Here is a 26,663-nt window from a genome sequence, read left to right as displayed (position 1 = left end):
ATATTCTTCATTATACATGAAAATCCCTTTCAAAAAATGACAAAAAATTTAATTCTTTCAAAAATATAACTCACAGATTATAATAATTATAATTAAAAAGCATTATTGATTTGAAAGGTGGTATTTTTATTGCGGAATTGTTCCCTAGTTTACTATTTAGGCTCCAAAATATGTATTACCCTTGCTGACATTGTATACGTAATGATTATTACAACTCACATCTATATCACAACTAAATCAGCTACAATTACCGCTCTCTTTCCATTATTACAAGTTATTACAAATCTTATCGCTAACATATCTGCACCACTTATAATGAATTGGCTTCCATCTTATACGTTGCTATATACTCTGCAATGGCTGAAAACAGCTCTTTTGCTATTATTAATGATTTTATTCCCGGTCTTATCCACAAACATTTTAGCTCTATTAACTTTCATTTTTTTCATTTCATTATGTAGTGGGTGGAGTGCTCCATTACTATATAGCATCCTTCCACGCCTAACGCCAAAAGAAAAATTGGTAAAAGTAAATAGTATCTTTTCCTTTTCAACACAAATTGCACAAGCGACAGCTTATTCATTTACAAGTATTATAGTTCTTCTCATTGGCGCTACTTCTACACTCATAATTAATAACATTTTGATGATTTTTGGATGTATGGCATTACACTTTTCATTACGTCCCATACATACTGAACGAGTAACAGAGCCTTCCTCTTCAAAAAGCACCGCTTTATTAGAAGGCTGGAAGCTATTATTTCATCACCCTTCTTTGCGCGCAGTTACACTAATGGACTTAATTGAAACTTTCGCAGGAACAATATGGATTGGTGCTATTACGATGGCATATGTAACGACTATTCTACATAAAGGTGAAGAATGGTGGGGATATATTAATACAAGTTACTATGTCGGTACATTAATTGGTGGTCTAATAGCGTGGAGAATGAGTTCATACATTCAAAATAATTTAATACGCTCCATGGCGTTAGGCTCTCTTATGTTTAGCATCCTTACGTTTCTATATGGTGTTACAAGCAATGCATTTATCGCTCTATTTCTTTGCATTCTAATGGGACCATGTTATCAAATTAGAGATATTTCTCAAACAACAGTTCTTCAATCAAGTGTCTCTCCTTCATTATTATCAAAGATGTATACAGCCCATGGTGCACTTCTCTCGACAGTTTCTGGCCTTTCTATGCTTAGCGTTGGAATTATTACTGATATTTTCGGTGTTCGTACTATTTATATCCTCGCTTCTTTTCTTATTTTATGTTCTGCTTGTTTATCCTTTAGCTTATTAAAATATCATAAGACGGAGCAGAAAGATATTTCACTTTAATCAATAAAACAAAGAGGACAGGAATTCCTGTCCTCTTTGTTTATTCTATTCATGACAATTTGGGAATTTCCCTATGTTTTGTCGCTTGTTCAAAAGCATATGCTAGTTTAATTAATGTCCCTTCACTAAAAGCAGCACTTGCAAGAGTAATTCCAAAAGGCCTCCCATTATCCATATATCCCGCAGGCATTGCTATAGATGGATAACCTGCTTTTGCACATATAGTGGATCCTATATAGGATGGGAACAGAATCGCATCAAGTTTATATTTTTCCAAAGCAAAATCAATACCTTGTCCTTGAGAAAAATGTATATCTTCTAATCTTGCGTTTAAATATTCAGGATTTCTTAACGTGTTAGGAAAATCTGTTCTTCTCTCTAACTTAGTTTGTCCATATTTCAAAGCTCTTTCTGCTATATTTTCATTAAACTCTATTAATTCCAACATAGAATGTACTGGAGTGGTAGAAGGTAATTTAGAAAGATAGTTATCTAAGCTATGCTTCAATTCATAAAGCGGAACTCCCCAGCTCCATTCTCTATGAAAAGATGGAATATCAATATTTTCTACTATTGTCGCTCCCTTACTACGTAAAACTTGAATCGTTTCCTTAAACAATTTTTCATCGTATTCTCCAGATTCATAATAATCTTTTGACGCATTGCTAAATACACCAATCTTTGCCCCCTTTAAACCGTTAGCATCGAGGTAAGGTGTATAATCTTGATATGCCATTCCTTCACTTTTATGAGTAGCTACATCCTTCTCATCCACCCCAGTTAGACTCCCTAGTAAAATAGCAGCATCTGTTACTGTTCTAGCAAATGGCCCAGCTGTATCTTGTGAATAAGTGAAAGGAATAATTCCACTACGACTAATTAATCCAACAGTCGGCTTAATACCTACAACCGAGTTTTGAACAGCTGGGCTCAAAATAGAAGCATCTGTCTCTGTTCCAACGGATAATACTGTAAAGTTAGCGGCAACTGCTATAGCAGACCCTGTACTTGAGCCACCAACGAACATATCATCCTCTCCTGTACCGTAAGGATTAATTGTTTGACCACCTCTAGCGCTATATCCAGCCCACATTTCAAAAGACATTCCATTTGCTAACTCTGTCATATTTGCTTTTCCTATTATCACCGCTCCTGCTTCTCGCAGTCTTTTTACGAGAAATGCATCTTCACTACTTATATTTTGTTCTAAGGCAATTGTACCTGCACTTGTATGCATTGAGTCATTCGTTTCAATATTATCCTTAAGTAAAACCGGTATACCATGTAATAGACCCCTTACACCTTTTGTCTTTCGTTCATGATCTAATGCTTCTGCAATAAAGATAGCATCTGGATTAATTTCTAAAATTGAATTAATTTTCGGTCCATCTTGATCATACTTTGCGATTCTATGAAGATAATACATGACTAGTTCTTTTGAAGTTAACTTCCCAGCTTCCATTTCCTTTTGAATATCATGAATTGTTAATTCTTTTTGCAATAATGTATTAAACTGGATTTCCATTTTCATTCTCCTTTTATAAGCCCTTTTATTGATGACGTGTATCTATTACTTTTTCATTTTCTCCGCTCCTCGCATAAACAACTACAATCCCTTTAAAGGGATTCAACTTACCAGTTTAAAAACCTTTAATTTCCAGAGAAATAAAAAGAGTCTGAAACGAATTCCATATCGCCTCAGACCCTTTTTATTATTTTACATATACCTCTTCTAGCAAATGTAAAAACTCGCCTTGTTTACCTGCTAATTCAGGGCATTTATTAATATCAACCCACTCATAACAAAATACTAAACCTTTGTCTTCCTCACCAGCACTTACTATATGTTCCCACGTATCTTTCACATTTGTTAATAATGAAATGTGGAAAAAATGACGTTTTTGATATTCCTTTTTTTCTTTCATATAAATAATGTAATCAGAAAGGAAGCGCTCGATACAAAAATGGCGTAGTCCTGACTCTTCTTGCACTTCACGTAAAATTGCTGCCTCTAACGTTTCTCCTTCATCTACTGTCCCACCTGGCACTTGGATACCAGCCTCTCGTATATCACGATGTTTAAAAACGAGTAGTTGCATAACCCCTTCTTTTTCTCTCGTAATATATGCATGTACCTTTTTCTTATATAACATCGTCATCTTAGCCCTCTCCCCTCAATTCACTACTGCGTTACTTCTTCAAGCGTCAGTTGGTTTTCATATAAATATGTAGCTTGCGGATTCCCCAAATATCGTACGTGCCACGGTTCATACCGATAACCTGTAATCCCTTCTTTCTCTTTTGTATATCGAATAACAAAACCGAACTTATGGGCATTTTCAGAAAGCCACTTTCCTTCTTTCGTCTCCCCAAAAACAGTTTCTAACTGAAATTTAGCAGATTGGGATGTAATGTCCATAGCTAGTCCTGTTTGATGTTCACTCGTACCAGGAACCGCACTAGACATCGCTGTTTTCGCTTCTCCATCTTGCCTTTTATACATCGTATTTAATGCTTTTTGTCGATCAAATGACCGAAATCCAGAGACTGCAAAAAGGAAAATCCGCTCCTTATCGGCTTGCTGAAACATTTCCTCCAGTGCCAGCGATGCCTCTTTCCTCATCTTTTTCTTTTCTTGATCACCTTCACTAGAGTAACGTACTTTCGGAATAACCAAATCTTGCGGCTTATATCCGTCTGGTAAACGCCTACTTTTATTCACGAGTACAAGCATCGAATTTGGATTACTAATCACCGCAATATCCCCGTCCATATTAGCAATCGTTTCTTTAGCTTTCGGAAATATATTGTTTACGTTCACTTCTCGCGCCTCTTGATCCTTATACAGTTTATAATTGATACCTGCTACTCCAACAATCAGTAACATTGCTACGATACCAAGTAGTGCCCATCTTTTTTTCATATAACGACCTCTTATTTTAATAATTTGGCCATTTCATACTCATCGACACCTTTTCCATCGATGATAAGAGCAGATTTTTTGACACCTTCTTGTTCAAATCCAATTTTGCTATATAGTGCCTGAGCTCTTGTATTGTGGGCCATTACCGTTAATTCTAAACGCCATACATCATGTAATCTTGCCCACTTCTCTACTTCTTTAAACAAACTCGTTCCAATACCTCGGCCACTATACTCTTGCAAAATACCAATTACAATGCCTGCCACATGTCTCTTTCTTTGAATATTATTTCCATTAACTAAAATAAACCCTATTATTCTCTCTTCTTCAACTGCTACAAATATTGTCGCATATTCATTTTCTATAAAACGGTGGACCATCTTTTCTTGTTGATCTACTGTAGTTTTTCTTTCTCCTGGTTCGTATAACATAAATTTCGTTTCTTCGTCTAATTGCTTACTCAATTGTAAAAATGATGCTGCATCTTCTACTCTAATCTCCCGAATCACCTTGATCACCCTACCCATTCCATTAGTTAAAAATTTTCCTTATAAAAAGATTTTCTCTACTATTCTGAAAAAACCCTTTCTAAATTCCTTACTATAAATAGACAAATTTCGATATTACTATAATAATAGTTAATTATGTCTATTATGTGACATTTCTTTCTAACCATAACTTATGTCCAAACAAAAAACGTAAGCTTTCTGCTTACGTTTTTCTCACTATTTGCGGGCAGTAAGACTCCCACTGATTAAAGTTTCACTTTATCCATTCACTTTTTCCGCTTGCCAAAAATACCCTCCAAATGCTTTAGCAAGAACATCAATCGATCTATTTAATTCTTCCTCTGTATTATCTACGCCACCAACTTCAATTAAAATCGCCTGTCCTGATAAGTCTTGATTATAGACTCCATTTCCTGTTTGGAACCCTTTTTGAATTACACCACGGCTCACTCCTGGATATTTCTTATTAATTTCCTCATGAAGAGCTGTTGCTAATTGTAAGTTCTTTTCATAATTTTTATTTCCTTTCCCAATTACAAAAGCAAGCTTTGCATATGATTTATCTCCAATTGTTTTTGTCGTGACATTTTTCCGTGCACTATCACGGTGCAAATCGAAAAAGTATTGGAGTTCTTTATTACCAGCCATCGCTTCTTGTACAATTTCTCGTGACAGTTTATAAGAACTATTACTGTTTAATCCTTTACTTATTAATTTTTGACCAACATCAGTTTTATCGTTAGTAGCACCGATCCCTTCACTTTCTAACTGTTCACGCAATCGATCGCCAACTATTGAAATATTCGTTACAGAACTCGTTGCTTTATTTGGATTTGGATCATTCGTTAAATTGAGTAACGGCAAATAAGATTCCCAGCTGTGTGAATGATAAATCAATGCAACTTGTCTTTTTCCCGTCGTTTGAGCTGGTTGTTTCCTCTCTTTATTTGGATCAGTCTTCGGAACTTGTCCAGCTTCTCCAGTCCGTTCCTTCACTACTTCTTCAAGAGGGACGCTCGACTCTATCGGTAAGTTGGAGTAATTTGTTCCTTCACCTGCTATAACGATTTCTGTATCATACTTCCCAAACCCTGGAAGTTCTTTCCCGACAAAACTACGTACATCATCAAAACGAATATTCGTAGCCATCGAAAAAAGGAATGAAGAAATAGAAAAGTCTTGATTCAAATTCCGGTACTCCTGTGTAAAATAATGATTCTCTTTCCCAATAACGTACATGTAACCATTCATTGATAACTCATTTAACCAATTATATAAATACGTTGACTTCGTCTCTTTCATGGAAGTTACCATTACACTAATAAGAAAAAAAGTCGCTAATACCGTAGTAATAACAAATAAAATTAACTTGCGTACACTTGTTAATTTCACATAAAAAAAGCCTCGATTCATACTATCACCCTCTCTATTTCAAGTTATGTACAAGCTCTAGAGAATAGACCGCTTAAATTCCGGCTATATTGTTAATGAGGTGAAATGAATTGAAGCTAATAATAGGAGCATTACCAATCGCTCTATCAATTACTTTTTATTTACTTGCTTTACATCCTAAAATTCGTATTGTGCTCCATATTTCTGCATACCTAGCATTGTATGTACTTGGGACTATAATTTCTATTACTATATATGATGTTTTAATACAAAATTTAGTTTTCATGACAAGCATTCATGGAATTTTACTAAATCCATTTTTTCTTATATCAGGAGCATATATAGGGATATACACTTTATACTTACTTTTGGCTTACATTATTACAAATATAAAAAATGGAGCGTAATGAAATGCAACCACCATTCATCTGTCATACATGCAAAAAAAGAATTGCACGAAAGAAAGATATCATTACCACTACACGGTACTTCCGTTTTTATTTATTTCACAACAGTTGTTTTAAACAGCAACAACTGTTAGCCTCGTGTTTTATCCCTATGAATACACTTTTGAGTTTCTTTCTTATTACATATGGGCTTATTGTAGGCAGCATTCTTATGTTCACAGAACCCTCTATTATTTGGCTTATGTTTTTGCTTCCTATTTTATATCGGTTTCTTTCATATTATTACGTTGAACGTTTTTTCTCTAAATAACGGTTAGACTGATCTCTTGGAATGCTTAAACATTCCCAATCATTTTCTTTTAACATTTTACCAATGTAAATGATTTGTCCAATATGTAAAGCATAATGAGAGATTTGCCTTTCAATCGCTTGCATGACAGTGTGTTCTTCTCCACGAATGTATACTTTCTGCAAAATCTGCTCTGGTACTAAATTATCCATCGTTTTAAAAACATAATCCCACCCTTCTTGCCACGCAGCAAGAGCTTCTTGCTTTGAATTGTAGCCGCCTTCAAATTCACCATCTCGATTACGATCTGTTTTTTCACCATCAGACGTTAAAAAATCCGTCCATCTTGAACGCATATTACCATGTAAATGCTTAATAATAATCGCAATACTATTTGTCTCCTCATGAGAAGACCACATTATCTGTTCAGAAGATAATTGAGAAAGTACTCGTTCTCCTTGGTTTTGTGTTGCTTTAAAATTCGAAATTGCACATTTTAAATATTCTCGTCCGATATCCAAATTAACACCTACCTTCACACTAACTAATTTTCGTTCCATTCGGTAGTTCCATATTAGGCTGAAGTAAAACAACATCGTCAGCTTCAGGAACACCACCTAGTACAAGAACTTCCGATTTAAATCCTGCCACACGCTTTGGTGGGAAATTCACAATAGCAACGACTTGTTGACCGATTAAATCTTCTGGGTTATACCTTTTCGTAATTTGAGCACTTGATTGCTTAACCCCTAACTCTCCAAAATCAATTTCTAACTTAATTGCAGGAATTCTTGCTTCTTTAAATTCCTCTGCCTTTCTTACCGTCCCAATACGTAAATCCAAAGTTAAAAAATCTTCAAAACTAGCCATTTTATCACTCCTCCCAATTATTATTTAGACAAAGTATAAAAATTACCTTCAAAAAAAAGAAAGGCGCCTAAGCACCTTTCTTTTGCAATTCACTTGATTCATTTGATTTATAAAAGAAGAAACCGAGAACCCCGCCAATACATGATGGGATTAACCACCCTATTCCTTCTTTATATAAAGGTAGCATTTGAAGTACATTTGAAATTGCGTCAATCTTTATGTTCGCACTTTCTAAGCCATTAAATAAACTAATTGATAATGCACCTAATATTGCACCAATATAAATTGTATTACGCTTTCCAATCCATTTATGGAAATACGAAAGTACGATTAATACAATTGCAACTGGATAAATGATCATTAACACTGGTAAAGTTACTGCGATTAATTGTGTCAATCCTAAGTTAGATACAATTAAACTAAATACACATACTATTGTTACAATCGTTTTATGCGAAAATTTCGGGAATAAGTTTGTAAAGAACCCTGCACAGGCAGATGCTAATCCAACCGAAGTTGTTAAACAAGCAAGTGTAATAACAAGCCCTAATAAAATTTTCCCACTCGTTCCATATAACTCATTTACAACATTCGTTAAAATAAGACCACCGTTTTCTGAGACACCAAGTGATGTACTTGTTGAACCTAGATAAGCAAGTGATAAATAGATTAACGTTAAACCAAGTACAGCAATAATCCCTGATACAACAGTTATTTTTGCAATTTGGCTACTCTCTTTTATCCCTTTAGAGCGAATAACCTGCACAACGACAATTCCAAATACAAGAGCACTAATTGCATCCATCGTTAAATACCCTTGAATAAACCCACCAAAGAAAGCATTTTCTTTATAAGCAGCTAATGGTGCAGCCGGTGTTCCAATCGGATCAATTATTGCCTTTCCGACAATAACAGCAACAATTAATACTAATAATGGGGTAAGAAACTTTCCAAACCAATCAACTAATTTAGATGGATTTAATGATAAATACCATGTAATTCCAAAGAAGACTACAGTGTAAAGAAATAGCATGTACCACTCTGAAACCATTGCATCTGATAAAAATGGTTTCATACCCATTTCAAATGAAACAGCTCCAGTACGCGGAATCGCAAAAAATGGTCCAATTGCTAAATAACTAATGAGTGGAAATATAAACGCAAATATAGGGTGAACTCTAGAAGATAGCGCTTTCAAGTCCCCCTCTACAAACGCGACAGCTGTTACAGCTAATAGGGGTAATCCGACTCCTGTTACAAGGAATCCAATTGTAGCAATCCAAACATTCTCTCCTGCCTGTTGACCTAAAACTGGCGGGAAAATTAAATTTCCTGCTCCTAAAAATAATGCAAATAACATTAAACCAATTGCTACCGTATCACCTGGCCTTAAACGTCCCTTCATACTTTTCATTTGCATAGCACTTGTACCGTGCGCATTAATGTAATCAATATCTTCTGGCTCTAGACCTGCATCAGCTAAAGCTTGACGCATCGCACGAACTCCGCCCTCACCACCAGGAGCAGGCATTGTAATATGGAATGCATCACCAGTTGCACCATAGCCGGCAATTTCCGCGTAAATATGAGCACCACGCGCTAACGCATGCTCTAATTCTTCAAGGATTACAATACCAGATCCTTCGCCCATTACAAATCCACTACGATTTTTATCAAATGGACGGCAAGCTGTTGCTGGATCTTCATTAAATGTTAATGCTTTCGCTGAACTAAATCCAGCAAATGCCATACTTGTTAACGGCGCTTCTGCTCCGCCCGTTATCATCGCATCAGCATCACCGCGCTGGATTACTTTAAACGCATCACCAATTGAGTTTGCTCCAGATGCACAAGCTGTTACAGAGCAAGTATTAATTCCTTTCGCTCCTGTAGCGATTGACACTTGACCTGCTGCCATATCTGGAATCATCATTGGTACGAAGAATGGGCTCACGCGGCGCGGACCTTTTTCAGTAAAAATCTTAAATTGTTCTTCGTATGTTTCCATACCACCAATACCAGAACCAACCCATACACCAATGCGTGGTGCATTTTCTTCTGTAATTTCAAGCTTCGCATCTGCAACTGCCATTTTCGCTGCTGCTACTGCATATTGCGTAAAGCGGTCCATACGGCGCGCTTCTTTTTTATCTATATATTTTTCGACTTCAAAGTCGTTAATTTCTGCTGCTACTTTTGCAGGAATTTGTTCTGAATCTATTCTTGTAAGTCGTCCGATTCCGGATACACCATTTTTAATGTTTTCCCAAGCTGTTTCAACATCTGTTCCAATCGGTGTAACAGCTCCTAGCCCTGTAATTACGACCCTCTTTTTTTCCATACAAAATACACTCCTTTTTTTCTCTCAGTCCTTATTTACCCCAACGAAGAGCTACTGCTCCCCATGTTAATCCGCCGCCAAAACCGACTAGTATAATTAAATCACCATCTTGAATACGTCCATTTTGCAATTCCTCTACCATTGCAATTGGAATTGAAGAAGCTGATGTATTACCGAACTTTTCAATTGTCATACTCATTTTTTCTTTCGGTAAATTTAATCTCTCTCTTGCAGATTCCATAATACGAATATTCGCTTGATGCGGTACTAAAAAGTCCACATCCTCTTTCGTAAGTCCCGCTTTGTCTAGCACACGAAGACAAGAATCACCAAGTTGACGAACAGCAAATTTAAAGACTTCTCTGCCATTCATCATAACATACTCGTCTTGATAAAGATGCTTACCGCCACTTCCGTCCGCTCCTAATTCGAATGAAAGTACACCTTTCCCTTCCGAAACAGCTCCCATTACGATAGCACCTGCTCCGTCCCCAAATAGTACTGCTGTATTTCGGTCGTTCCAGTCTACAATTTTAGATAGTTTGTCACTACCAACTACTAATACATTTTTATAAGTTCCCGTTTGAATAAATTGCTGCGCTGTAATCATTCCGTACATAAAGCCAGCACACGCTGCACTTAAATCCATCGCAGCTGCATGTTTTGCGCCAATTGCTTCTTGGATTACACAAGCTACTGCTGGGAATGCGCGATCTGGCGTTACTGTTGCCACTAAAATAAGATCGATATCCTCTCCACTAATCCCTGCATCTTCAAGTGCTTTTTTAGAAGCCTCTACCGCCATATATGAAGTATCTATTGTATCATCGGCAATGCGTCTTTCTGCAATTCCCGTTCTCGTACGAATCCATTCATCAGATGTATCTACGATTTTCTCTAAATCGTGATTTGTGACTACTTTTTCTGGCACATATCTTCCGATCCCTAAAATGCCCACGTTCACATCGCAGCCCTCCGTTTTATATCAATTATTATGACTTGGTACTAATTTTAAAACATAAATGTACTTTTGTCTAGAATATATTTCAGCTAAACAAATAAAGACAGCGTATTACCAACTTTATTTTTCATTAAAAGAAACAGAAAAATCCCTGTCCTTTCAAAAGATAAACTTCCCAATACTTTTGACCTACTCCGCCCGAAACAAGAAATCCCTTACCGCTTCTTCTCACGGTTCGAGCCTCTCTCCCATCAAAAAAGAAGGGTTTTGGTTTGGTTTATTCTTTATCTGCTTTTCCCTCAAAACTAAGACGTTCTCCTCATAACCTTCCCCTTTAATCTCATCTTCCCTCTGGTTTTACTCCGCTCGAGACTAAAAAAGGCCCTTACCGCTTCTATCCACGGTTCGAGCCTCTCTCCCATCAAAAAAGAAGGGTTTTGGTTTGGTTTATTCTTTATCTGCTTTCCCAAGCTCATATGCTTCGCCCATTACTTTCATCAATAGCTCTAACACTGGCTGCGCTTTCTCCATATCAAGTGCAATTCCATTAGAATCTAAAATTGCCTTAGCTTCTGGTAAATGCTTCATTGCGATTTGTAAAAATTGCATACTTTTTTCGTTCATGTAATCTCTTCCTCTCCATTAGATCTTTCAATCAATTATCCATACAATAGTTTAACACGTGCGCTACCCTTCGTATAACTCTTTATATTTTTTCATATGTGCCAATTGTTTATTTAAACCGAATTCTACTGGTGTATTTTTTTGAATAGAAATAACATCTACAGCTTCATCTCTTACTTCCACGTTTTTTTTATTTACCTTACCATCTGCATGTAAAAGACTCATACCTTTTTCCCATAACGCTTCTTTTCCGCTAAGTAAGTTATATACACCGAGGTGCTTTACATTCATTCCATGTTCCCATAAATATTCACATACATCTTCAACGTAAAGTAAATCGCTTCCTTTTTCTCCATTTATACAACGGCACTCTTTTTCATCAAGTTCTGATAAGATAAGCTGATGATACATCATAAACGACGGTTGCCACGGCCCATATAATGTAGGAACTCGATATGCACTATATTGTAATTCGCCTTTTTTCAACCCTTCTTCCACTTTCGAAAATATACGTTTGTTTTCGGATTCTTCAGTGCTTCCTATTTCAATAGAAGAAATTAGATTTAACTTTATGTTATTTTTTTCACACATCCTTACGATTCGTTTTAAATATTGTAATATGACCCTTTCATTCCGAAATCCACTTTGCTGATTCGGCTCATACAAGCAAAAATAAACTGTATCGAAACTCTCTTCCTCTACTGATCGCCATCCGTCTTCATCCCTTATAGAATAGTACGTAAATAACGCATTTCGCCCAATCAACAATAATTTCTCTTCATTAATTTTTGTCATACTATCAAATTCATCAAAATCAAGACCATATACTTCTACTTCTTCTGCAATCATTTTATTCACAAGGTGATAACCTACAAACGTAAGTGCACCTATAATCAGCACGCGTTTCATACCACCAACCCTTTCCCCTTGAAACAAATAGCTCCTCATTTATGTATATGGGAGCTTCACAATTCTTCTTCATATTTTTTAAAGAAATCAGTCGTTTGCCTAACCATTTTATATTTCACATCTTGCAGATGGAATAAGACAGAAGTATCGCATTGACTTAATTGCCTCATTTTCTCGTATTTACGTAACAATTGTTTTCTTCCTCTTTTTTCTTGTGTCGATACGAAAATTTTAACAGGTACACAAGATGGAAGAAGTACAAATGATTTCTTATTTATTTTTGATTCTAATTCTTCTTCTTTGGAATCATATGCCAAACTTAATTCCTTCACTAATCTTTTGTAAAAAAACTTATGCTCTTTCTCAAACCCCACATATTCTGGTAAATCTAAACACGGATTTAACATAACGACAGAACGTATACATTCAGGGTACTTGTTCATCATCTCAAGCGCTACAAGTGCTCCCATACCATCTGCCATAATATGCATTTTCATATTTAATGTCTCTTTTCTTAGAACGACATCATACAAACGTTTTGCAAGACGAACAGCTCGATCGTTCCCCCAATGTCTTCCGTATAAGTTAGATGAAAAGACCGTATAGCCTTTTTCAATAAGGCCCTGTAAAAAATAAGCTCTCCCTGCATGCTGTGTCCATAAACTTGTACCATTCTCAATAAAATAGTTATAATCTCCTAGGAGCATAACAGAAAATCCATTTGGCTTTTCCGGTAAATAAATTACACATGGTTCTTTTTCTAAGTAAAAAAAACGTTCCGTAATACTCATTTTTCCCCCGCCTTATTTTCTAAACGTATAAAAGTACTCTTTTATAATGTATGAACAGAATGCAAATTTGCGTTGAAAAATCTACAAATATTTTTCTATATTCTTTTTTCAATTGTGTTACAATAAGGACAGATTGAACGAATAGAGGTGTAAAATATGCGTTTCATTTGGGCATTAATTTGGTCGTTCGCGCTTGTACATATGATGAGCTACGTAATCGGCTCTATGACTGGCGGTACATACGATTTTAACCAAGCGTCTATTTTCTCAGTTGTTCTTGCGGTATTAGTATTAGCGATTGCAGCTGCGATTCCAAACGAGCCAGTAGAACAACACTAAAAAGAGTCCGGATTTTATCCGAACTCTTTTTTTACTTTACATGAACGACTAATTCGTTATTTTCAATATCGACCACTACGTGACTATTGTCAGTAATCGTTCCTGCAATTAATTCTCTCGCTAATTTCGTTTCAACTTGACGCTGTACGTATCGTTTTAACGGACGAGCTCCGTACATTGGATCAAATCCAGCTTCTACAACAAATTCTTTTGCAGATTCCGTCAATTCTAATGATATGTGGCGATCTGCTAAACGCCCTTGTAATTCTTGTACAATCTTATCAACAATACCTTTAATTTCATTCCTTGTAAGAGGTTTGAATAAAATAATTTCATCGACACGGTTTAAGAATTCTGGTCGGAAATGTCCTCTTAATTGTCCCATTACAAGTTCTCTTGACTCTTCTTTAATAGAACCATCTTCTTCTAGCCCTTCTAATAAGTGAGCAGATCCAATATTTGAAGTCATAATAATAACCGTGTTTTTAAAGTCTACTGTACGTCCTTGTGAATCTGTAATGCGTCCATCGTCTAACATTTGTAACAAAATGTTGAATACTTCTGGATGTGCTTTTTCGATTTCATCTAACAAAATAACAGAATATGGTTTACGTCTTACTGCTTCTGTTAATTGTCCGCCTTCTTCATATCCAACATATCCAGGAGGCGCACCAATTAAGCGTGACACTGCGTGTTTCTCCATATACTCAGACATATCGATACGAATCATTTGCTCCTCACTATCAAATAACGTTTGTGCTAACGTTTTTGCAAGCTCAGTTTTACCAACACCTGTAGGGCCTAAGAAAATGAATGAACCAATTGGACGATTCGGATCTTTAATGCCAGCACGAGCACGAAGAACTGCGTCTGATACAAGGCTTACCGCTTCCTCTTGACCGATAACACGCTCTGATAAAATTTGTTCAAGACGTAATAATTTCTCACGTTCACCTTCAACGAGTTTTGCGACAGGAATACCAGTCCAGCGTGAAACAATGTCTGCAATTTCTTCTTCACTTACTTCCTCACGTAATAAACGATTCTCTTGTTTATTATGTGCACCCATCTCTTCCGCTTCTTTTAACTCTTTTTCGATAGCTGGAATTTTCCCGTGGCGAAGCTCAGCTGCTTTATTTAAATCGTAATTCCCTTCTGCTTCTTCTAACTCACGGCGCAAGCGCTCTAAATGTTCACGTAAGTCACGCACTTTATGAATGTCTTCTTTTTCTTTCTCCCATTTCGCTCTCATACTACTTGCAACTTCTTTTAAATCCGATAATTCACGTTGCAATGTTTTTAAACGCTCTTGACTACCTAAGTCCTTTTCTTTCCCAAGAGCAGCTTCTTCAATTTCCAGCTGCATAATGCGGCGCGTTACTTCATCTAATTCTGTTGGCATAGAATCGATTTCTGTTCGAATTGTTGCACAAGCTTCATCAACAAGATCAATTGCTTTATCGGGCAAAAAACGATCTGAAATATATCGATCTGATAAAACAGATGCTGCTACAATCGCGCGGTCATGAATATTTACACCGTGATAAATTTCAAAACGCTCTTTTAAACCACGTAAAATCGAAATTGTATCCTCAACAGTTGGCTCTTCTGCTAACACTTGTTGGAAACGTCTTTCTAACGCTGGATCTTTCTCAATATATTTACGGTATTCATCTAGTGTCGTTGCTCCAATGCAATGCAGTTCACCACGCGCTAGCATTGGTTTTAACATATTGCCTGCATCCATCGCTCCTTCTGTTTTACCAGCGCCGACAATTGTATGAAGTTCATCAATGAATAATAGAATGCGGCCTTCGCTCTTTTTAATTTCATTTAATACAGCTTGCAGACGTTCTTCAAACTCACCGCGGAATTTTGCTCCGGCCACAAGTGCACTCATATCTAAAGCGAAAATTGTTCTATCTTTTAATCCTTCCGGTACATCTTTTTTCACAATACGCTGTGCTAATCCTTCAACGATTGCTGTTTTCCCAACACCTGGTTCACCAATTAAAACTGGGTTGTTTTTCGTTTTACGTGAAAGAATGCGGATCACGCGGCGAATTTCACTATCTCGGCCAATTACAGGATCAATTTTCCCCGCTCTTACTTCAGCCACTAAATCACGGCCATATTTTTCTAACGCTTCATAAGTTGCTTCTGGATTTTGACTAGTCACTCTTTGATTCCCCCGAACTGTCATTAAAGACTGTAATAAGTTATTTTTCGTAATATGAAATTTTGTAAATAATTGATTTATATCGCCTTTTTCTTCAGAAAAAGCAAGCAATACATGTTCTATTGAAATATAATCATCTTGTAATTTTTCTGCCTCTTTTCCTGCTCTCACAAGCAGTTGTTGCAAAGCACCGGTTACATATAATTTCCCAGCCTCTGCTCCGCTTCCAGTTACAGAAGGCTTTTTCTTAATTAAACTTTCTACACCTTGCTTTAACGCTTCTATATCGACATTCATTTTTTGAAAAATACGTACTGCTAATCCGTCTTGCTGCTCTAATAACGTAAGCAATAGATGAACAGTATCTACTTCTTGATGATGATGAGATACCGCTAAAGACTGAGCACTCATAATCGCTTCCTGTGTTTTCGTTGTCATTTGATTTAAGTCCATCTTTACCGTCCTCCAAATGTTTGACTTTCTTTGACCTTTGATTTGATTATACGCCAACTTACTTTTTTATACAATAATTTTGCTTATGTAGTTCAAACTTATTATTGGAAAAAGAAAAAAGTAACATTCATTTTCCTAATCAAAAAAGCCGCAATAACGATTGCGGCTTCTGTTACGGTTTTCTTTTATATGTCCACTGACGGTTATGATTTGCGTTCTCCGGAAACCTTTCCCCGGCAGTTAATTTCACCATTTGTGGATCTTTCACCATACTTCCCGTTTCACCAATTTCTACGTAAATGCCATCATTTGGCGCCTTTTGCCCTGAACGAAACCTGCGATTTTGTCCCATTTCCATTCTCCTTCCATGACGTCTTGCCTCATTAGTATATCCATTTTAAAAGAAAGCTTTTCTGTCATGTTTAGGAAACATGTACTACCGTTTACTCATGTACATATATATAATTACACAAGCTTAAGCAGGAATTATTGGCATATTTGTTGAAAAAAAAGAAACCAACCAAAGTTTAGGCCAGTTTCAAAGGAGAGTCAAACATATACGAGAAGATTACATGTTCATTATAAGTCGCATCATTCAAACAATGTAACCCTTTTCACAAATTGTACATAATGAAAGAAACATTGTTTGAACTTTCCAAAAAGATGTTGACTTTTCCTAATTTCCAACGAGAAATAGTAGACACCGTAGCGCTTCGCGACGTAAGATGGATATATAGTGAAACTTTCATTTACAGTAGTTTCACCCAGTCTAACCTCTTATTTCTGCATATTAAAAACGGAAATACAGATAGAAACAAAAAAATTATTATAAGAGGTGAAATTATGAATAAACAACATTTAATCGCATTAGACTTAGACGGAACTTTATTAACAGACAACAAAATAATTTCTCCAAGAACTAAAAACACAATTGCAAAAGCAAAAGAACAAGGACATATTGTTGTTATTTCAACAGGGCGTCCATTCCGCGCTAGTTACGATTATTATAAAGAACTTAGCCTTAACACACCAATCGTAAACTTTAATGGCGCTTACGTGCATCACCCACTTGATTCAAGCTGGGGAACACATCACTCTCCTCTTGAACTTTCAACAGCGCAAGAAATCGTCCGAGCTTGCTTTGATTTTGGCGTGAAAAATGTATATGCCGAAGTCATGGATGATGTGTATGTCCGTGAAATTGATGAAGATAAAAAACATATTTTTGAATTCGGCTCTCCTAAGATTTTCACAGGAGATTTATTAAATATTTTAAACGACCATCCAACTTGCTTATTAATCGATGCACATGACGAGCATTCTGCTGCAATTCGCCAACATTTAACAGATATGCATGCTGAAGTCATCGACCATAGAAAATGGGGTGCGCCTTGGCCAATTATTGAAATTGTAAAAAGCGGATTAAATAAAGCTGTCGGATTACAAAAAATTTCAGGCCATTATAATATTCCTAAAGAGCGAATTATCGCTTTTGGTGATGAGGATAACGACTTTGAAATGATCGAATTTGCTGGTCATGGAATCGCAATGGGTAATGCAATTCCTGAATTAAAATCACTCGCAAATCATACGACATTAACGAATGAAGAAGATGGTATCGCTCTATATTTAGAAGAGGTTCTTGGGTTGTAATCTAAAAATTCCCTGCTTATAGTTTTCGCCAAACGCTCATACTATTATTAGACGCAAAAGTCAGCGCGTCAATTGTTTTCAGCTGAATAAAGGGGGTTTTTCGAATGGGTAAAAAGAACAAATCAAAACGTTTTATCCAACAAGGAGCCGATGCTGTTATGAAGCATGATGCAAGATTCCCGTACAGAGGTACATTAGCTGAGGCAGAAAAAGCGAGAAGTAACTCTTCGTTTGGAGGGGTTTAAATGGGGAACTTACTATTCCAACAAGCTAGAGACGCTGTTGCAAGTGCCGTTTCTTGTTCAAGTGGCGCTGAACAACAGGAACTCGTTTATAGAGCAAAAAACTCTTTGCACTCTGCTTATGCAAACTCTTCAACTGCTGAAAAAGTTCAGCTACGTGAAATGCAGGAGCAATTGCAAAACATTACGAATTCGCATTAAAAAAGAGGACCAACTTTGGTCCTCTTTAATCTTTTCTAAACAATCCAAACACACCGACCGTTTGCAATATATTTGTAAATGCACCTGGGTCCACTTGTTTAATAACTCTCTCTAATTCGTACAACTCGTAACGAGTAATAACAATCATTAACATTTCTTTATTTTCATTTGTATAAGCACCTGTTGCAGGTATAGTTGTAATCCCTCTCACTAATCGTGAGTGAATTGCCTTTCGTACGTCTGCACCATTTTTCGTAACGATTAACGCTGTGATTTTCACATGGCGAGTATGGATGGCATCAATAATTCTCGTCGATACATATAAAGTTACTAACGTATATAACGCTTTCTCCCACCCATATACATAACCGGCAGCGATAATAATAATTGCATTAAAAAAGAAAAAGTATGTACCGACAGGTTTATCTTTTATCTTTGATAAAATCATGGCGATAATATCCAGGCCACCTGTAGAAGCACCCCACTTTAAAGCAATCCCTACCCCAATCGCTGAAATAATACCACCAAAAATCGCATTCAATATGATATCATTCGAAACCGCTCTAACTGGGATAATTTCTAAAAACAGAGTCATAAATATAACACAAAGAAAACTAAAAAATGTAAAAGCCTTTCCAACCTTTTTCCACGCTAAAATAACGACGGGAATATTAAATAAACTAAACAATACACCCGTAGATATATGAATGGATAAAAAGTCACCTAATATTTGCGATAATAATTGAGACAATCCAGCAAAACCACTGGCATATACTTTCGCTGGTGTTAAAAATAAATTCATTCCAATTGCATTTAATAAACCTGCAATAATTACAACGATTAGCTTCTTAATAAGTTCAGTATAATTCAGCTTCAAATCCATTTCTAATCCACCTTTCCCCCGATTGGTGCGGGCTAATAATCAGCGGGGGATGAAGCCCCCACTGATTAAAGTTTCACTTTATTATTCATAAATGCCCCGCTATACATAGTCTTTACGAAAAAGGAAATGATAAACGTACAACGTTTAGAAATGGAGTTGATACATATGCCACATACGAGCGATAACGACAAAAAAGCACGCGATAATAATGCAAAGCGCACTCAAAAAAATGAACAAGAGCAAAAAAATATTCAGCAAGGAAAACGTGCATATTCTAAGAAAACCGATCACCTTTGATTACATCGTACATCAACATTAATGTTGATGTACTTTTTTTACATCTTACAGGAAAAAAACATTAAAAATTCACTTCATGTTCACTTCTATATTCTACAATAACGATAACATATTCGGATGAGGTGTTAGCATGAAAGGAAAAAGTATATTCATTATCACTGCACTAATAAGTATAATAATGCTATCTGCTTGCGGACAAAAAAATGACTCGGACACAATCGCCACAACAACCAACTCAACCATTACGAAGAGCGATTTCGAAAAGCAATTAAAAGATCGCTATGGAAAAGACATGCTATACGAAATGGTAGCACAAGATGTTATCACTAAAAAATATAAAGTATCTGATGATGCAGTAGATAAAGAAGTAGAAAAAGCAAAAAATCAATATGGAGACCAATTCAAAGCAGCACTAGAAAATAATCGTTTAAAAGATGAAGAAGATTTCCAAAATCAAATTAGATTCAAACTCGCATTGAATGAAGCGATTAAACAAAGCGTTACAGAAAAAGATGTGAAAGACCACTATAAACCAGAAATTAAAGCTAGTCATATTTTAGTAAGTGACGAAAATGAAGCGAAAGAAATAAAGAAGAAATTAGATACCGGCACTTCATTTGAAGAATTAGCAAAACAAGAATCTCAAGATTTAGCATCAAAAGATAATGGCGGAGACCTCGGATACTTCGGGGCAGGCAAAATGACACCTGAATTTGAAAAAGCTGCCTACAAATTAAAGCCCGGCGAAATTAGCAATCCTGTAAAATCACCAAACGGCTATCACATTATTAAACTAACTGATAAAAAAGATTTAAAACCTTACGATGAAGTAAAAGACTCTATACGTAAAGACTTAGAAGAAGAACGTATTGCCGACCCTTCCTTCGGTCAAAAATTATTACAAGACGAATTAAAAAAGGCGGATATTAAAATAAACGATAGTGACTTAAAAGATACATTTTCTCATCTTTTTGGGAAAGGGAACTAAAATAAAGCACGACCTTATTTGTTCAAATAAGGTCGTGCTTTTTAATCTTTCATCAATATTTTCAATTTTCACTGAACGCAAAAAGAACTATCTCTTCCCTAATAATTTTAGAGAAAAGATAGTTCTTTTTTATTCACTTTATTTCTTAAAGTAAGTCCAACCTTCTTCTTGGTAAATCTTCTCTTCTTTCATCAACTTACCAAGTGCACGCTTAAATGCAGCCTTACTCATATTGAAACGTTCTTTAATGTCTTCTGGGTGGCTCTTATCCCAAAACGGCATTGCTCCGCCTCGTTCTTCCATATATTCATAAACTACTGCAGCATCATCTTCCATTCCTTCTTCTTTACGAGGAAGCAGTGAAATGTTGATTGTACCGTCATCTTTCACGTCAATAATGCGGCCTGTTACGCGCTCACCGATGCGGACTTGCTCTTTTCTTTCTGTATGGTGTAAGAAAGCACGGAAATGCTCGTCAGTTAGTATGAATGAACCAACTTGAAGTGAGCGATACACACGTCCATTCACGTTTTTATTACGCATAGATGGCGTTGCATCTACGATAATTTCTTGCATATCTGAATCTCTTGCCGGAAGAGCAATTAAACGATCACGATTCGTTAATTTTAACGTACAATATAACTCGTCGCCTTCCTCTGGCCATACTGGCATATAAATTGGAAACTCATCAAGTGGAATTAGTATATCTTTTGATACACCAATATCAACAAACACACCTAAACTAGGAATAACTTCTACAACCTTTACCCAATTCCAATCATGTGTTGTAATAATTGGTTCCTTCATTGTTGCTGAAATACGATTTTGGTGATCAAGGTATAAGAATACATCAATCGTATCGCCTTCTGCAATTTCTCCAGCTAATTCGTTTTTATGCAGGAAGATTTCTTCCTCTTCGTTTCCAACCATATATCCGATTTCCGTTTCGCGTAAAACAGTTACCTGTTCAATCGATCCTAATTGTAAATACATATTTTTAATTCCCTTCTATATATATAAAGTTATCTTTTTTATCATTCCAAACAAAAGTTAATTATAACACGATTTTTCCTTTATTTGTCCAACTGCCCAAAATTCACTATAATTAAATAAAGACTTTATCTATAGGACTATATTACCCTACGGATGATCTGTCAAAACACTTAAATTGCTACACTCTATCTAATCGTTGTATTTTCCGCTATACTTTAATATGTATATTACATAGCCTATTTAGGCGCATTAAAAGATAGAAATTTATTTGGAGGTGCTAACTATGGCAAAAGAGAGTTCTTTTGACATCGTTTCGAAAGTAGAATTACCTGAAGTAACAAACGCAATTAACATCGCATTAAAGGAAATCCAAAACCGATATGACTTTAAAGGTAGTAAAAGTGATATTAAATTAGAAAAAGAAGTACTTGTTTTAACTTCTGATGACGAGTTCAAATTAGACCAAGTAAAAGACGTTCTAATTGCTAAACTTGTAAAACGTAACGTTCCAATTAAAAACTTGGACTACGGAAAAGTTGAAGCTGCATCTGGTAACACTGTTCGCCAACGTGCAACTCTGCAACAAGGTATCGATAAAGATAACGCGAAAAAAATTAACAACATCATTAAAGAAATGAAATTAAAGGTAAAAACACAAGTGCAAGATGACCAAGTACGCGTAACAGCGAAAAGCCGTGATGACTTACAAGCAGTAATCGCAGCCGTTCGCAGCGTTGACTTACCAATCGACGTACAGTTCATTAACTATCGCTAAAAAGAAACCTCCTCTATTCAGAGGAGGTTTTATACTTATTAAGAGATGTAATATTCTAGGCTGTACACATTTCTAAGAGTAGAACGAGGTTGCTTTATCAACTGATTTCCTCTCAAACATCTCACCTCATCTTGAACTTTAGGCAGACTACTAAAGAAAAGAGTTACTCATTTTCGTTTCTTTTTAACCGCAATTAAAAAAGCAATAAATAATACGTTCACACCAACTATTAAGGAGATAAATAACCAATTCACACCTGTTTCTTCGCTAACTTTATACACATTCGATTCTTCGCGCTTTAAAACGAGATAAAATTCCCCGTTTTCTTCTCTTATAATTTCGTCTTCTAACAATCCTCTTAACTGTTGCTTTTCACCAATTGCACTTACAGGTAAGGAAACTTTCCGCGTCTCTTTCGTATTATTAATCGCTACTACTGTTACTTCATCTTTATACTTTCGTTTTAATATACTCATTCCATCTTTATCATATAGAAGTTCAAACGTACCACGTCGTAAAGATGGCCTCATTTGTCTAAGTTCACCTAGCTTCGTTATGTGCTGCATAAACTTTTCATCCGATTTAAAATCCATTAATCTTCTATTATCTGGAGCATCCCCTCCATCTAATGCGATTTCAGTTCCGTAATAAAAATTCGGTATCCCCGGGGATGTATATAAGTAAGTGAGTGCTAGTTTTAAACGAGACGGCGGGTAATACATATTTTCTTTTGCAATACGCGCAAATCGCTTTGTTTCTTGATTATCTAAAAACGTAGCGAATTCCTCTTCTTTTTTACTCACATCGTATAAAGGTTTCACAGACATATCTGCTTTTGAAAATGACTCTACTATTTTTTCGTTATATTCACTATCTTCCTTTGTCATAATACGAAAATCTTTCTTTATCACTTTCATATCTTTTTGCACGTCATCCCAAAAAGCACGTGGCTTTTTTTCACTATGTATCACATAACTTCCGTCTAAATCGACTTCTTGTATCCACCATTTCATTGAGTCTATTAATTGCTGTTCATTTTCTTCATATGGAAATTGAAAGACAACTTTCATTCCTTTTTGATGAGCCTCTTTTACAAGTTCTTTCACATCATTTTTTGTTCCGAAATGTTCATTTACTTTTTGAAAGTTTCGAACGCCTAATCCATCATACTTTTCACTTTCAAAAAGCGGAGAAAGCATAATAGCGGTAAATCCCATTTCTTTTATGTAGTCCAATCTTTTTATAATTCCTCTTATATCTCCGCCTTGATATCCTTCTAAATTACCAACGTCTAACTGTTTATCATTTTTTGGTTCTCCGTTATTGAAGCGATCAATCATAATGGAATATATAACTTCATCTCGCCATTCCCTTTTTTCTTCCGCAAAAGTATGTACTGGTACAAACAAAATGACAGCTAAACAAAAACAAATGAATAGTTCCTTAGTCCATATTTTTCTCACACGCATCCCCCAAACTTTCAATTGTAAGAATATTATACCAACTTTTGAAACAAATCGCATACGTTGATTTTCCCCCTCTAAAATACATCATGTTAGGTTTTCTAACATCAACTTAAAAGTTTTCTGAATTTTTAGTTGATTTTTCTTTTTATTTCGAATATGATATGAAACATAACAAGTAGATGTTATTTTTTCTAACATCATAGGAGGAGAGAGAATGAATATGGGAGATACAGTTTTTATTTTCGTAACGACAGTAATGGTCATGTTGATGACACCAGGATTGGCACTTTTTTACGGAGGTATGGTTCGTAGCAAAAACGTACTCAGCACAACAATGCACAGTTATAGCGCAATGGCTATCGTTTCGATTCAATGGATTGTTATCGGTTATTCTTTATCATTCGGGCCAGATTGGCACGGACTTATCGGCAATCTCGATTGGTTCGGTCTAAACGGAGTTACCTACGCACCAAATTCAGACTACTCATCTACTATTCCTCACAATTTATTTATGATGTTCCAACTCATGTTCGCCATTTTAACTCCCGCTTTAATTTCAGGTGCATTCGCCGAAAGAATGCGATTTTCTGCCTTTCTTATTTTTATCCTTCTTTGGACAACAATCGTTTACAACCCCGTCGCTCATTGGGTATGGGGCGTTGGCGGATGGCTGAGAGAACTTGGCGCGTTAGACTTCGCTGGTGGTAATGTCGTTCATATCACATCTGGCGTTGCCGGTCTTGTATTAGCTATTTTCCTTGGAAAACGAAAAAACATAAGCGGTACCTCTCCTCATCATTTACCATTTACAATGTTAGGCGCAGGCTTACTCTGGTTCGGCTGGTTCGGTTTTAACGTCGGTAGCGCATTATCTTTAAATGACGTAGCTTTAACTGCATTTATTAATACAAATATAGCCGCCGCTGCCTCAGCTCTAACTTGGATGCTTTCTGAATGGTTCTTCCAATCAAAGCCGACTGCGATGGGAGCTGCTTGCGGGGTTGTTTCCGGTTTAGTCGCAATTACGCCGGCTTGTGGATTCGTTACACCTTTCTCCGCTCTTCTTATCGGAGCAATTGGCGGTATATTATGTTTCGGTGCTGTCTTCTTCTTAAAAAACAAATTCGGATACGATGATACACTTGATGCCTTTGGATGTCACGGCATCGGAGGAACTTGGGGCGGTATCGCAACCGGACTTTTCGCAACAACTTCTATAAATAGCGATGGCGCTAACGGATTATTTTATGGGAATGCCGCACTTCTTTTCAAACAACTTATAGCAATCGGGGCAACATACGCATTCACGATCATTATGACGTACGCCATCATTAAAGCTATTAACGTCTTCCTCCCTGTTCGCGTCGATGAGCACGAAGAACAAATGGGGCTTGATATTTCGATGCATGGAGAGAAAGCTTACGAGTATACAGAAAGATCCGTAAACTAAAACTTACAAACATACGAAAAAGGTGTACTCCGTTCTAACACGGGGTACACCTTTTTCGTATATTCATAACACCACAAATATTCCAAACTATCGGTATATAAATACCTTTATCTATCTATTCATATAAATATCTTATCTTTTCAATAGCGAATTTAAAACAAGTTGCACAGCAACAGCATCATCTAAATAACCAATAGGAAAAATGTAATCTGGAATCACATCGACCGATAAAATAAAATAGATGAGAGCACTTCCCATTAAAGCTAGTTCTACAGGTGTCCCCTTCTTTTCCGTAAATTTCTCATACAGTTCTTTTAAATCATTAATAAACGGCCCAATACTACTTACCTTCTGAATCTTCTCGGTAAACCCCTTTTCAATCGTTTCTTTTCCTTCTTCTGTTTGTGAATATTGTTCGTAATTAGCCAATTGTTGCTCTACATTCGCTATACTAAACTTTTGATCGTATAACTGTGAAGATTCAAGTAAATGTTCAATGTTATTAATAGATACATGAATATCAGATTGTTCTTCCTGTTTTGTTTCAATAGAATATCCTGCCGCCACAAATAGATCAGCAATTGGAATACCAAGGCAATCTGCAAACTTTTGCAAATGCTTCGGATTTGCTTTTCGCTTACCATTTATAATCATTGAAATGGTAGCAGTATCGATTCCAGTAAGCGCACTCAATTTTCGCATCGACAAAGACTTTTCCTTCAGCAATTCTTTTAATAACAACCCGAGATTACTTCTTTCAGTTCCTTCAGACATATCCCATTCCCCTCTATTCATGAAAATAATCATAGTTGACACATGCAAGATAATTATAGCCTCTATACAATCCATATTAACAAATTTTTTTACCGGGTTACAAGGTGGGAATTCACAATATATGTTTACATTTTATAAACATATATTACAAATCATAAAATAAAGCCATCTCAAAAAATCGAAATTTTTTAAGACGGCTTTTTCTGCAAAGTTTAACAGAGCAACTTATTGTAACCATTTTCTCAATAAAAAAAATATGATACTACAAACAATATAAGAACTAATAAAAGTGAAAAATGCAACTAGAAATGAATGGTGCAAGGAAAAAGTTAGCACTGCTAATAACGAAGACAAAAAGAATATATCTAATAAAATAAAATATCCTGAACTTAAAACACTTTCTACTAATTGTAATTCAGCCTCAAGTTCAGAGTACTTCAACCTTTTATAAAGTAATCTCACTTTCACTCACCTTCTATTCATCTGATGTTAAAAATATCATTCCTTTCTCTTTCTATAAAGTGAAACTTTAATCAGTGGGGGTTTTGTTCATCCCCCACTGATTATTACGAACTTTTACGAGCAGCCCGACTCCCACCTAACTTCT

General features: G+C 36.1%; 30 protein-coding genes and 1 pseudogene. 11 read left to right on the top strand and 20 right to left on the bottom strand.

The genetic code is table 11. From position 1 onward, the window contains the following. Window positions 1-129 precede the first annotated feature (129 nt). Complete coding sequence (locus KI356_RS02340; RefSeq protein WP_128279804.1) at window positions 130-1,347, top strand: MFS transporter; 1,218 nt, start codon at window positions 130-132, stop codon at window positions 1,345-1,347. Between the two features lie 49 nt (window positions 1,348-1,396). On the opposite strand, the gene KI356_RS02335 is transcribed toward KI356_RS02340, so the two are convergent. From KI356_RS02335 to spoIIP, 5 genes are all read right to left on the bottom strand, one after another. Next, window positions 1,397-2,872 carry an amidase family protein gene (locus KI356_RS02335; RefSeq protein WP_212934690.1) on the bottom strand — a complete coding sequence of 492 codons (1,476 nt, stop codon included), beginning with the start codon at window positions 2,870-2,872 and terminating at the stop codon, window positions 1,397-1,399. A 187-nt stretch (window positions 2,873-3,059) separates the two neighbouring features. Next, on the bottom strand, window positions 3,060-3,506 hold the full coding sequence (locus KI356_RS02330; RefSeq protein ID WP_002118628.1) for an NUDIX hydrolase: 447 nt from the start codon (window positions 3,504-3,506) through the stop codon (window positions 3,060-3,062). Between the two features lie 23 nt (window positions 3,507-3,529). Next, window positions 3,530-4,270 carry a M15 family metallopeptidase gene (locus KI356_RS02325; protein ID WP_212934689.1) on the bottom strand — a complete coding sequence of 247 codons (741 nt, stop codon included), beginning with the start codon at window positions 4,268-4,270 and terminating at the stop codon, window positions 3,530-3,532. A gap of 11 nt (window positions 4,271-4,281) precedes the next feature. Further along, a complete protein-coding gene (locus tag KI356_RS02320) occupies window positions 4,282-4,779 on the bottom strand; it encodes a GNAT family N-acetyltransferase (protein ID WP_128280657.1) in 498 nt (165 codons plus the stop codon). A 258-nt stretch (window positions 4,780-5,037) separates the two neighbouring features. Next, a complete protein-coding gene (gene spoIIP / locus KI356_RS02315; RefSeq protein WP_128279801.1) occupies window positions 5,038-6,192 on the bottom strand; it encodes a stage II sporulation protein SpoIIP in 1,155 nt (384 codons plus the stop codon). 89 nt (window positions 6,193-6,281) lie between these two features. Here spoIIP and KI356_RS02310 point away from each other — a divergent pair, with 89 nt between their 5' ends. Together KI356_RS02310 and KI356_RS28095 are read left to right on the top strand one after the other, a co-directional pair. Then, window positions 6,282-6,578: a hypothetical protein gene (locus tag KI356_RS02310; protein ID WP_212934688.1), complete on the top strand. Its 297-nt coding sequence runs from the start codon at window positions 6,282-6,284 to the stop codon at window positions 6,576-6,578. Between the two features lie 4 nt (window positions 6,579-6,582). Then, on the top strand, window positions 6,583-6,888 hold the full coding sequence (locus KI356_RS28095; protein WP_238486166.1) for a permease: 306 nt from the start codon (window positions 6,583-6,585) through the stop codon (window positions 6,886-6,888). Here KI356_RS28095 and KI356_RS02305 read toward each other — a convergent pair. The 8 genes and pseudogenes from KI356_RS02305 to KI356_RS02275 form a co-directional block, all read right to left on the bottom strand. Then, window positions 6,861-7,427, bottom strand: coding sequence for a DUF1572 domain-containing protein (locus tag KI356_RS02305; RefSeq protein ID WP_128279798.1), 567 nt, complete (start codon window positions 7,425-7,427; stop codon window positions 6,861-6,863). The genes KI356_RS28095 and KI356_RS02305 overlap by 28 nt on opposite strands. Then, complete coding sequence (gene csaA, locus KI356_RS02300; protein ID WP_002200758.1) at window positions 7,408-7,737, bottom strand: chaperone CsaA; 330 nt, start codon at window positions 7,735-7,737, stop codon at window positions 7,408-7,410. Before csaA ends, KI356_RS02305 begins: the two co-directional genes overlap by 20 nt. A 67-nt stretch (window positions 7,738-7,804) precedes the next feature. After that, complete coding sequence (brnQ4, locus tag KI356_RS28090; protein ID WP_438820833.1) at window positions 7,805-9,142, bottom strand: branched-chain amino acid transport system II carrier protein BrnQ4; 1,338 nt, start codon at window positions 9,140-9,142, stop codon at window positions 7,805-7,807. Then, a pseudogene (locus KI356_RS28085) lies at window positions 9,138-10,078 on the bottom strand (beta-ketoacyl-[acyl-carrier-protein] synthase II); the annotation flags it as partial. The pseudogene KI356_RS28085 and the gene brnQ4, both read right to left, overlap by 5 nt. A 31-nt stretch (window positions 10,079-10,109) precedes the next feature. Then, the gene (gene fabH / locus KI356_RS02290; RefSeq protein WP_002117009.1) at window positions 10,110-11,042 is read right to left on the bottom strand and encodes a beta-ketoacyl-ACP synthase III; all 933 of its coding nucleotides are present in this window, start codon (window positions 11,040-11,042) and stop codon (window positions 10,110-10,112) included. 444 nt (window positions 11,043-11,486) lie between these two features. After that, entirely contained in the window at window positions 11,487-11,663 is a 177-nt protein-coding gene (locus KI356_RS02285; RefSeq protein WP_002011319.1) for a ComZ family protein, read from the bottom strand. A 63-nt stretch (window positions 11,664-11,726) separates the two neighbouring features. Then, window positions 11,727-12,599 carry an NAD-dependent epimerase/dehydratase family protein gene (locus tag KI356_RS02280; RefSeq protein WP_212934686.1) on the bottom strand — a complete coding sequence of 291 codons (873 nt, stop codon included), beginning with the start codon at window positions 12,597-12,599 and terminating at the stop codon, window positions 11,727-11,729. Between the two features lie 29 nt (window positions 12,600-12,628). After that, on the bottom strand, window positions 12,629-13,363 hold the full coding sequence (locus tag KI356_RS02275) for an alpha/beta hydrolase (RefSeq protein ID WP_128282149.1): 735 nt from the start codon (window positions 13,361-13,363) through the stop codon (window positions 12,629-12,631). 156 nt (window positions 13,364-13,519) lie between these two features. Between KI356_RS02275 and KI356_RS02270 the strand changes: the two genes are divergently transcribed. After that, window positions 13,520-13,702 carry a YjzD family protein gene (locus tag KI356_RS02270; RefSeq protein ID WP_001211111.1) on the top strand — a complete coding sequence of 61 codons (183 nt, stop codon included), beginning with the start codon at window positions 13,520-13,522 and terminating at the stop codon, window positions 13,700-13,702. Window positions 13,703-13,733: 31 nt separating this feature from the next. Here KI356_RS02270 and clpB read toward each other — a convergent pair whose 3' ends face one another. Continuing rightward, window positions 13,734-16,334 carry an ATP-dependent chaperone ClpB gene (gene clpB / locus KI356_RS02265; protein WP_128282148.1) on the bottom strand — a complete coding sequence of 867 codons (2,601 nt, stop codon included), beginning with the start codon at window positions 16,332-16,334 and terminating at the stop codon, window positions 13,734-13,736. Window positions 16,335-16,506: 172 nt separating this feature from the next. Beyond that, on the bottom strand, window positions 16,507-16,686 hold the full coding sequence (locus KI356_RS02260) for a YjzC family protein (RefSeq protein WP_002117000.1): 180 nt from the start codon (window positions 16,684-16,686) through the stop codon (window positions 16,507-16,509). A 491-nt stretch (window positions 16,687-17,177) separates the two neighbouring features. Between KI356_RS02260 and KI356_RS02255 the strand changes: the two genes are divergently transcribed. From KI356_RS02255 to KI356_RS02245, 3 genes are all read left to right on the top strand, one after another. After that, window positions 17,178-17,987 (top strand): Cof-type HAD-IIB family hydrolase, encoded by an 810-nt coding sequence (locus KI356_RS02255; RefSeq protein WP_001041222.1) that lies wholly within the window; start codon window positions 17,178-17,180, stop codon window positions 17,985-17,987. A gap of 104 nt (window positions 17,988-18,091) precedes the next feature. Next, complete coding sequence (locus KI356_RS02250) at window positions 18,092-18,232, top strand: hypothetical protein (protein WP_000516816.1); 141 nt, start codon at window positions 18,092-18,094, stop codon at window positions 18,230-18,232. Next, entirely contained in the window at window positions 18,233-18,430 is a 198-nt protein-coding gene (locus KI356_RS02245; RefSeq protein ID WP_000527405.1) for a DUF3813 domain-containing protein, read from the top strand. Between the two features lie 25 nt (window positions 18,431-18,455). Here KI356_RS02245 and KI356_RS02240 read toward each other — a convergent pair whose 3' ends face one another. After that, on the bottom strand, window positions 18,456-19,313 hold the full coding sequence (locus KI356_RS02240; protein WP_212934685.1) for a YitT family protein: 858 nt from the start codon (window positions 19,311-19,313) through the stop codon (window positions 18,456-18,458). A 165-nt stretch (window positions 19,314-19,478) separates the two neighbouring features. On the opposite strand from KI356_RS02240, the gene KI356_RS02235 reads away from it, so the two are divergent. Together KI356_RS02235 and prsA are read left to right on the top strand one after the other, a co-directional pair. Continuing rightward, window positions 19,479-19,610 carry a DUF3941 domain-containing protein gene (locus KI356_RS02235; protein WP_001120851.1) on the top strand — a complete coding sequence of 44 codons (132 nt, stop codon included), beginning with the start codon at window positions 19,479-19,481 and terminating at the stop codon, window positions 19,608-19,610. A 130-nt stretch (window positions 19,611-19,740) separates the two neighbouring features. Then, the gene (prsA, locus tag KI356_RS02230; RefSeq protein WP_212934684.1) at window positions 19,741-20,598 is read left to right on the top strand and encodes a peptidylprolyl isomerase PrsA; all 858 of its coding nucleotides are present in this window, start codon (window positions 19,741-19,743) and stop codon (window positions 20,596-20,598) included. Window positions 20,599-20,736: 138 nt separating this feature from the next. Here prsA and KI356_RS02225 read toward each other — a convergent pair whose 3' ends face one another. After that, the gene (locus KI356_RS02225; RefSeq protein WP_128282145.1) at window positions 20,737-21,591 is read right to left on the bottom strand and encodes a CvfB family protein; all 855 of its coding nucleotides are present in this window, start codon (window positions 21,589-21,591) and stop codon (window positions 20,737-20,739) included. Window positions 21,592-21,874: 283 nt separating this feature from the next. Here KI356_RS02225 and KI356_RS02220 point away from each other — a divergent pair, with 283 nt between their 5' ends. Beyond that, window positions 21,875-22,366: a YajQ family cyclic di-GMP-binding protein gene (locus KI356_RS02220; protein ID WP_001051113.1), complete on the top strand. Its 492-nt coding sequence runs from the start codon at window positions 21,875-21,877 to the stop codon at window positions 22,364-22,366. Between the two features lie 167 nt (window positions 22,367-22,533). On the opposite strand, the gene KI356_RS02215 is transcribed toward KI356_RS02220, so the two are convergent. Then, on the bottom strand, window positions 22,534-23,889 hold the full coding sequence (locus KI356_RS02215; RefSeq protein ID WP_128282144.1) for an alpha-amylase family glycosyl hydrolase: 1,356 nt from the start codon (window positions 23,887-23,889) through the stop codon (window positions 22,534-22,536). A 157-nt stretch (window positions 23,890-24,046) separates the two neighbouring features. Here KI356_RS02215 and KI356_RS02210 point away from each other — a divergent pair, with 157 nt between their 5' ends. Next, a complete protein-coding gene (locus KI356_RS02210) occupies window positions 24,047-25,282 on the top strand; it encodes an ammonium transporter (RefSeq protein ID WP_212934683.1) in 1,236 nt (411 codons plus the stop codon). Between the two features lie 132 nt (window positions 25,283-25,414). Here the strand turns inward: KI356_RS02210 and KI356_RS02205 are convergent, their stop codons facing one another. Together KI356_RS02205 and KI356_RS28455 are read right to left on the bottom strand one after the other, a co-directional pair. Then, window positions 25,415-26,056, bottom strand: coding sequence for a helix-turn-helix domain-containing protein (locus tag KI356_RS02205; RefSeq protein ID WP_128282141.1), 642 nt, complete (start codon window positions 26,054-26,056; stop codon window positions 25,415-25,417). A 225-nt stretch (window positions 26,057-26,281) separates the two neighbouring features. Beyond that, a complete protein-coding gene (locus KI356_RS28455) occupies window positions 26,282-26,518 on the bottom strand; it encodes a hypothetical protein (protein ID WP_128282140.1) in 237 nt (78 codons plus the stop codon). Window positions 26,519-26,663: the final 145 nt, after the last annotated feature.

The organism is Bacillus hominis (assembly GCF_018332515.1).
Taxonomy (GTDB): Bacteria; Bacillota; Bacilli; order Bacillales; family Bacillaceae_G; genus Bacillus_A; species Bacillus_A hominis.
Note: the sequence above shows the minus strand (reverse complement) of the source record. Positions and strands in the feature narration are given on the sequence as shown.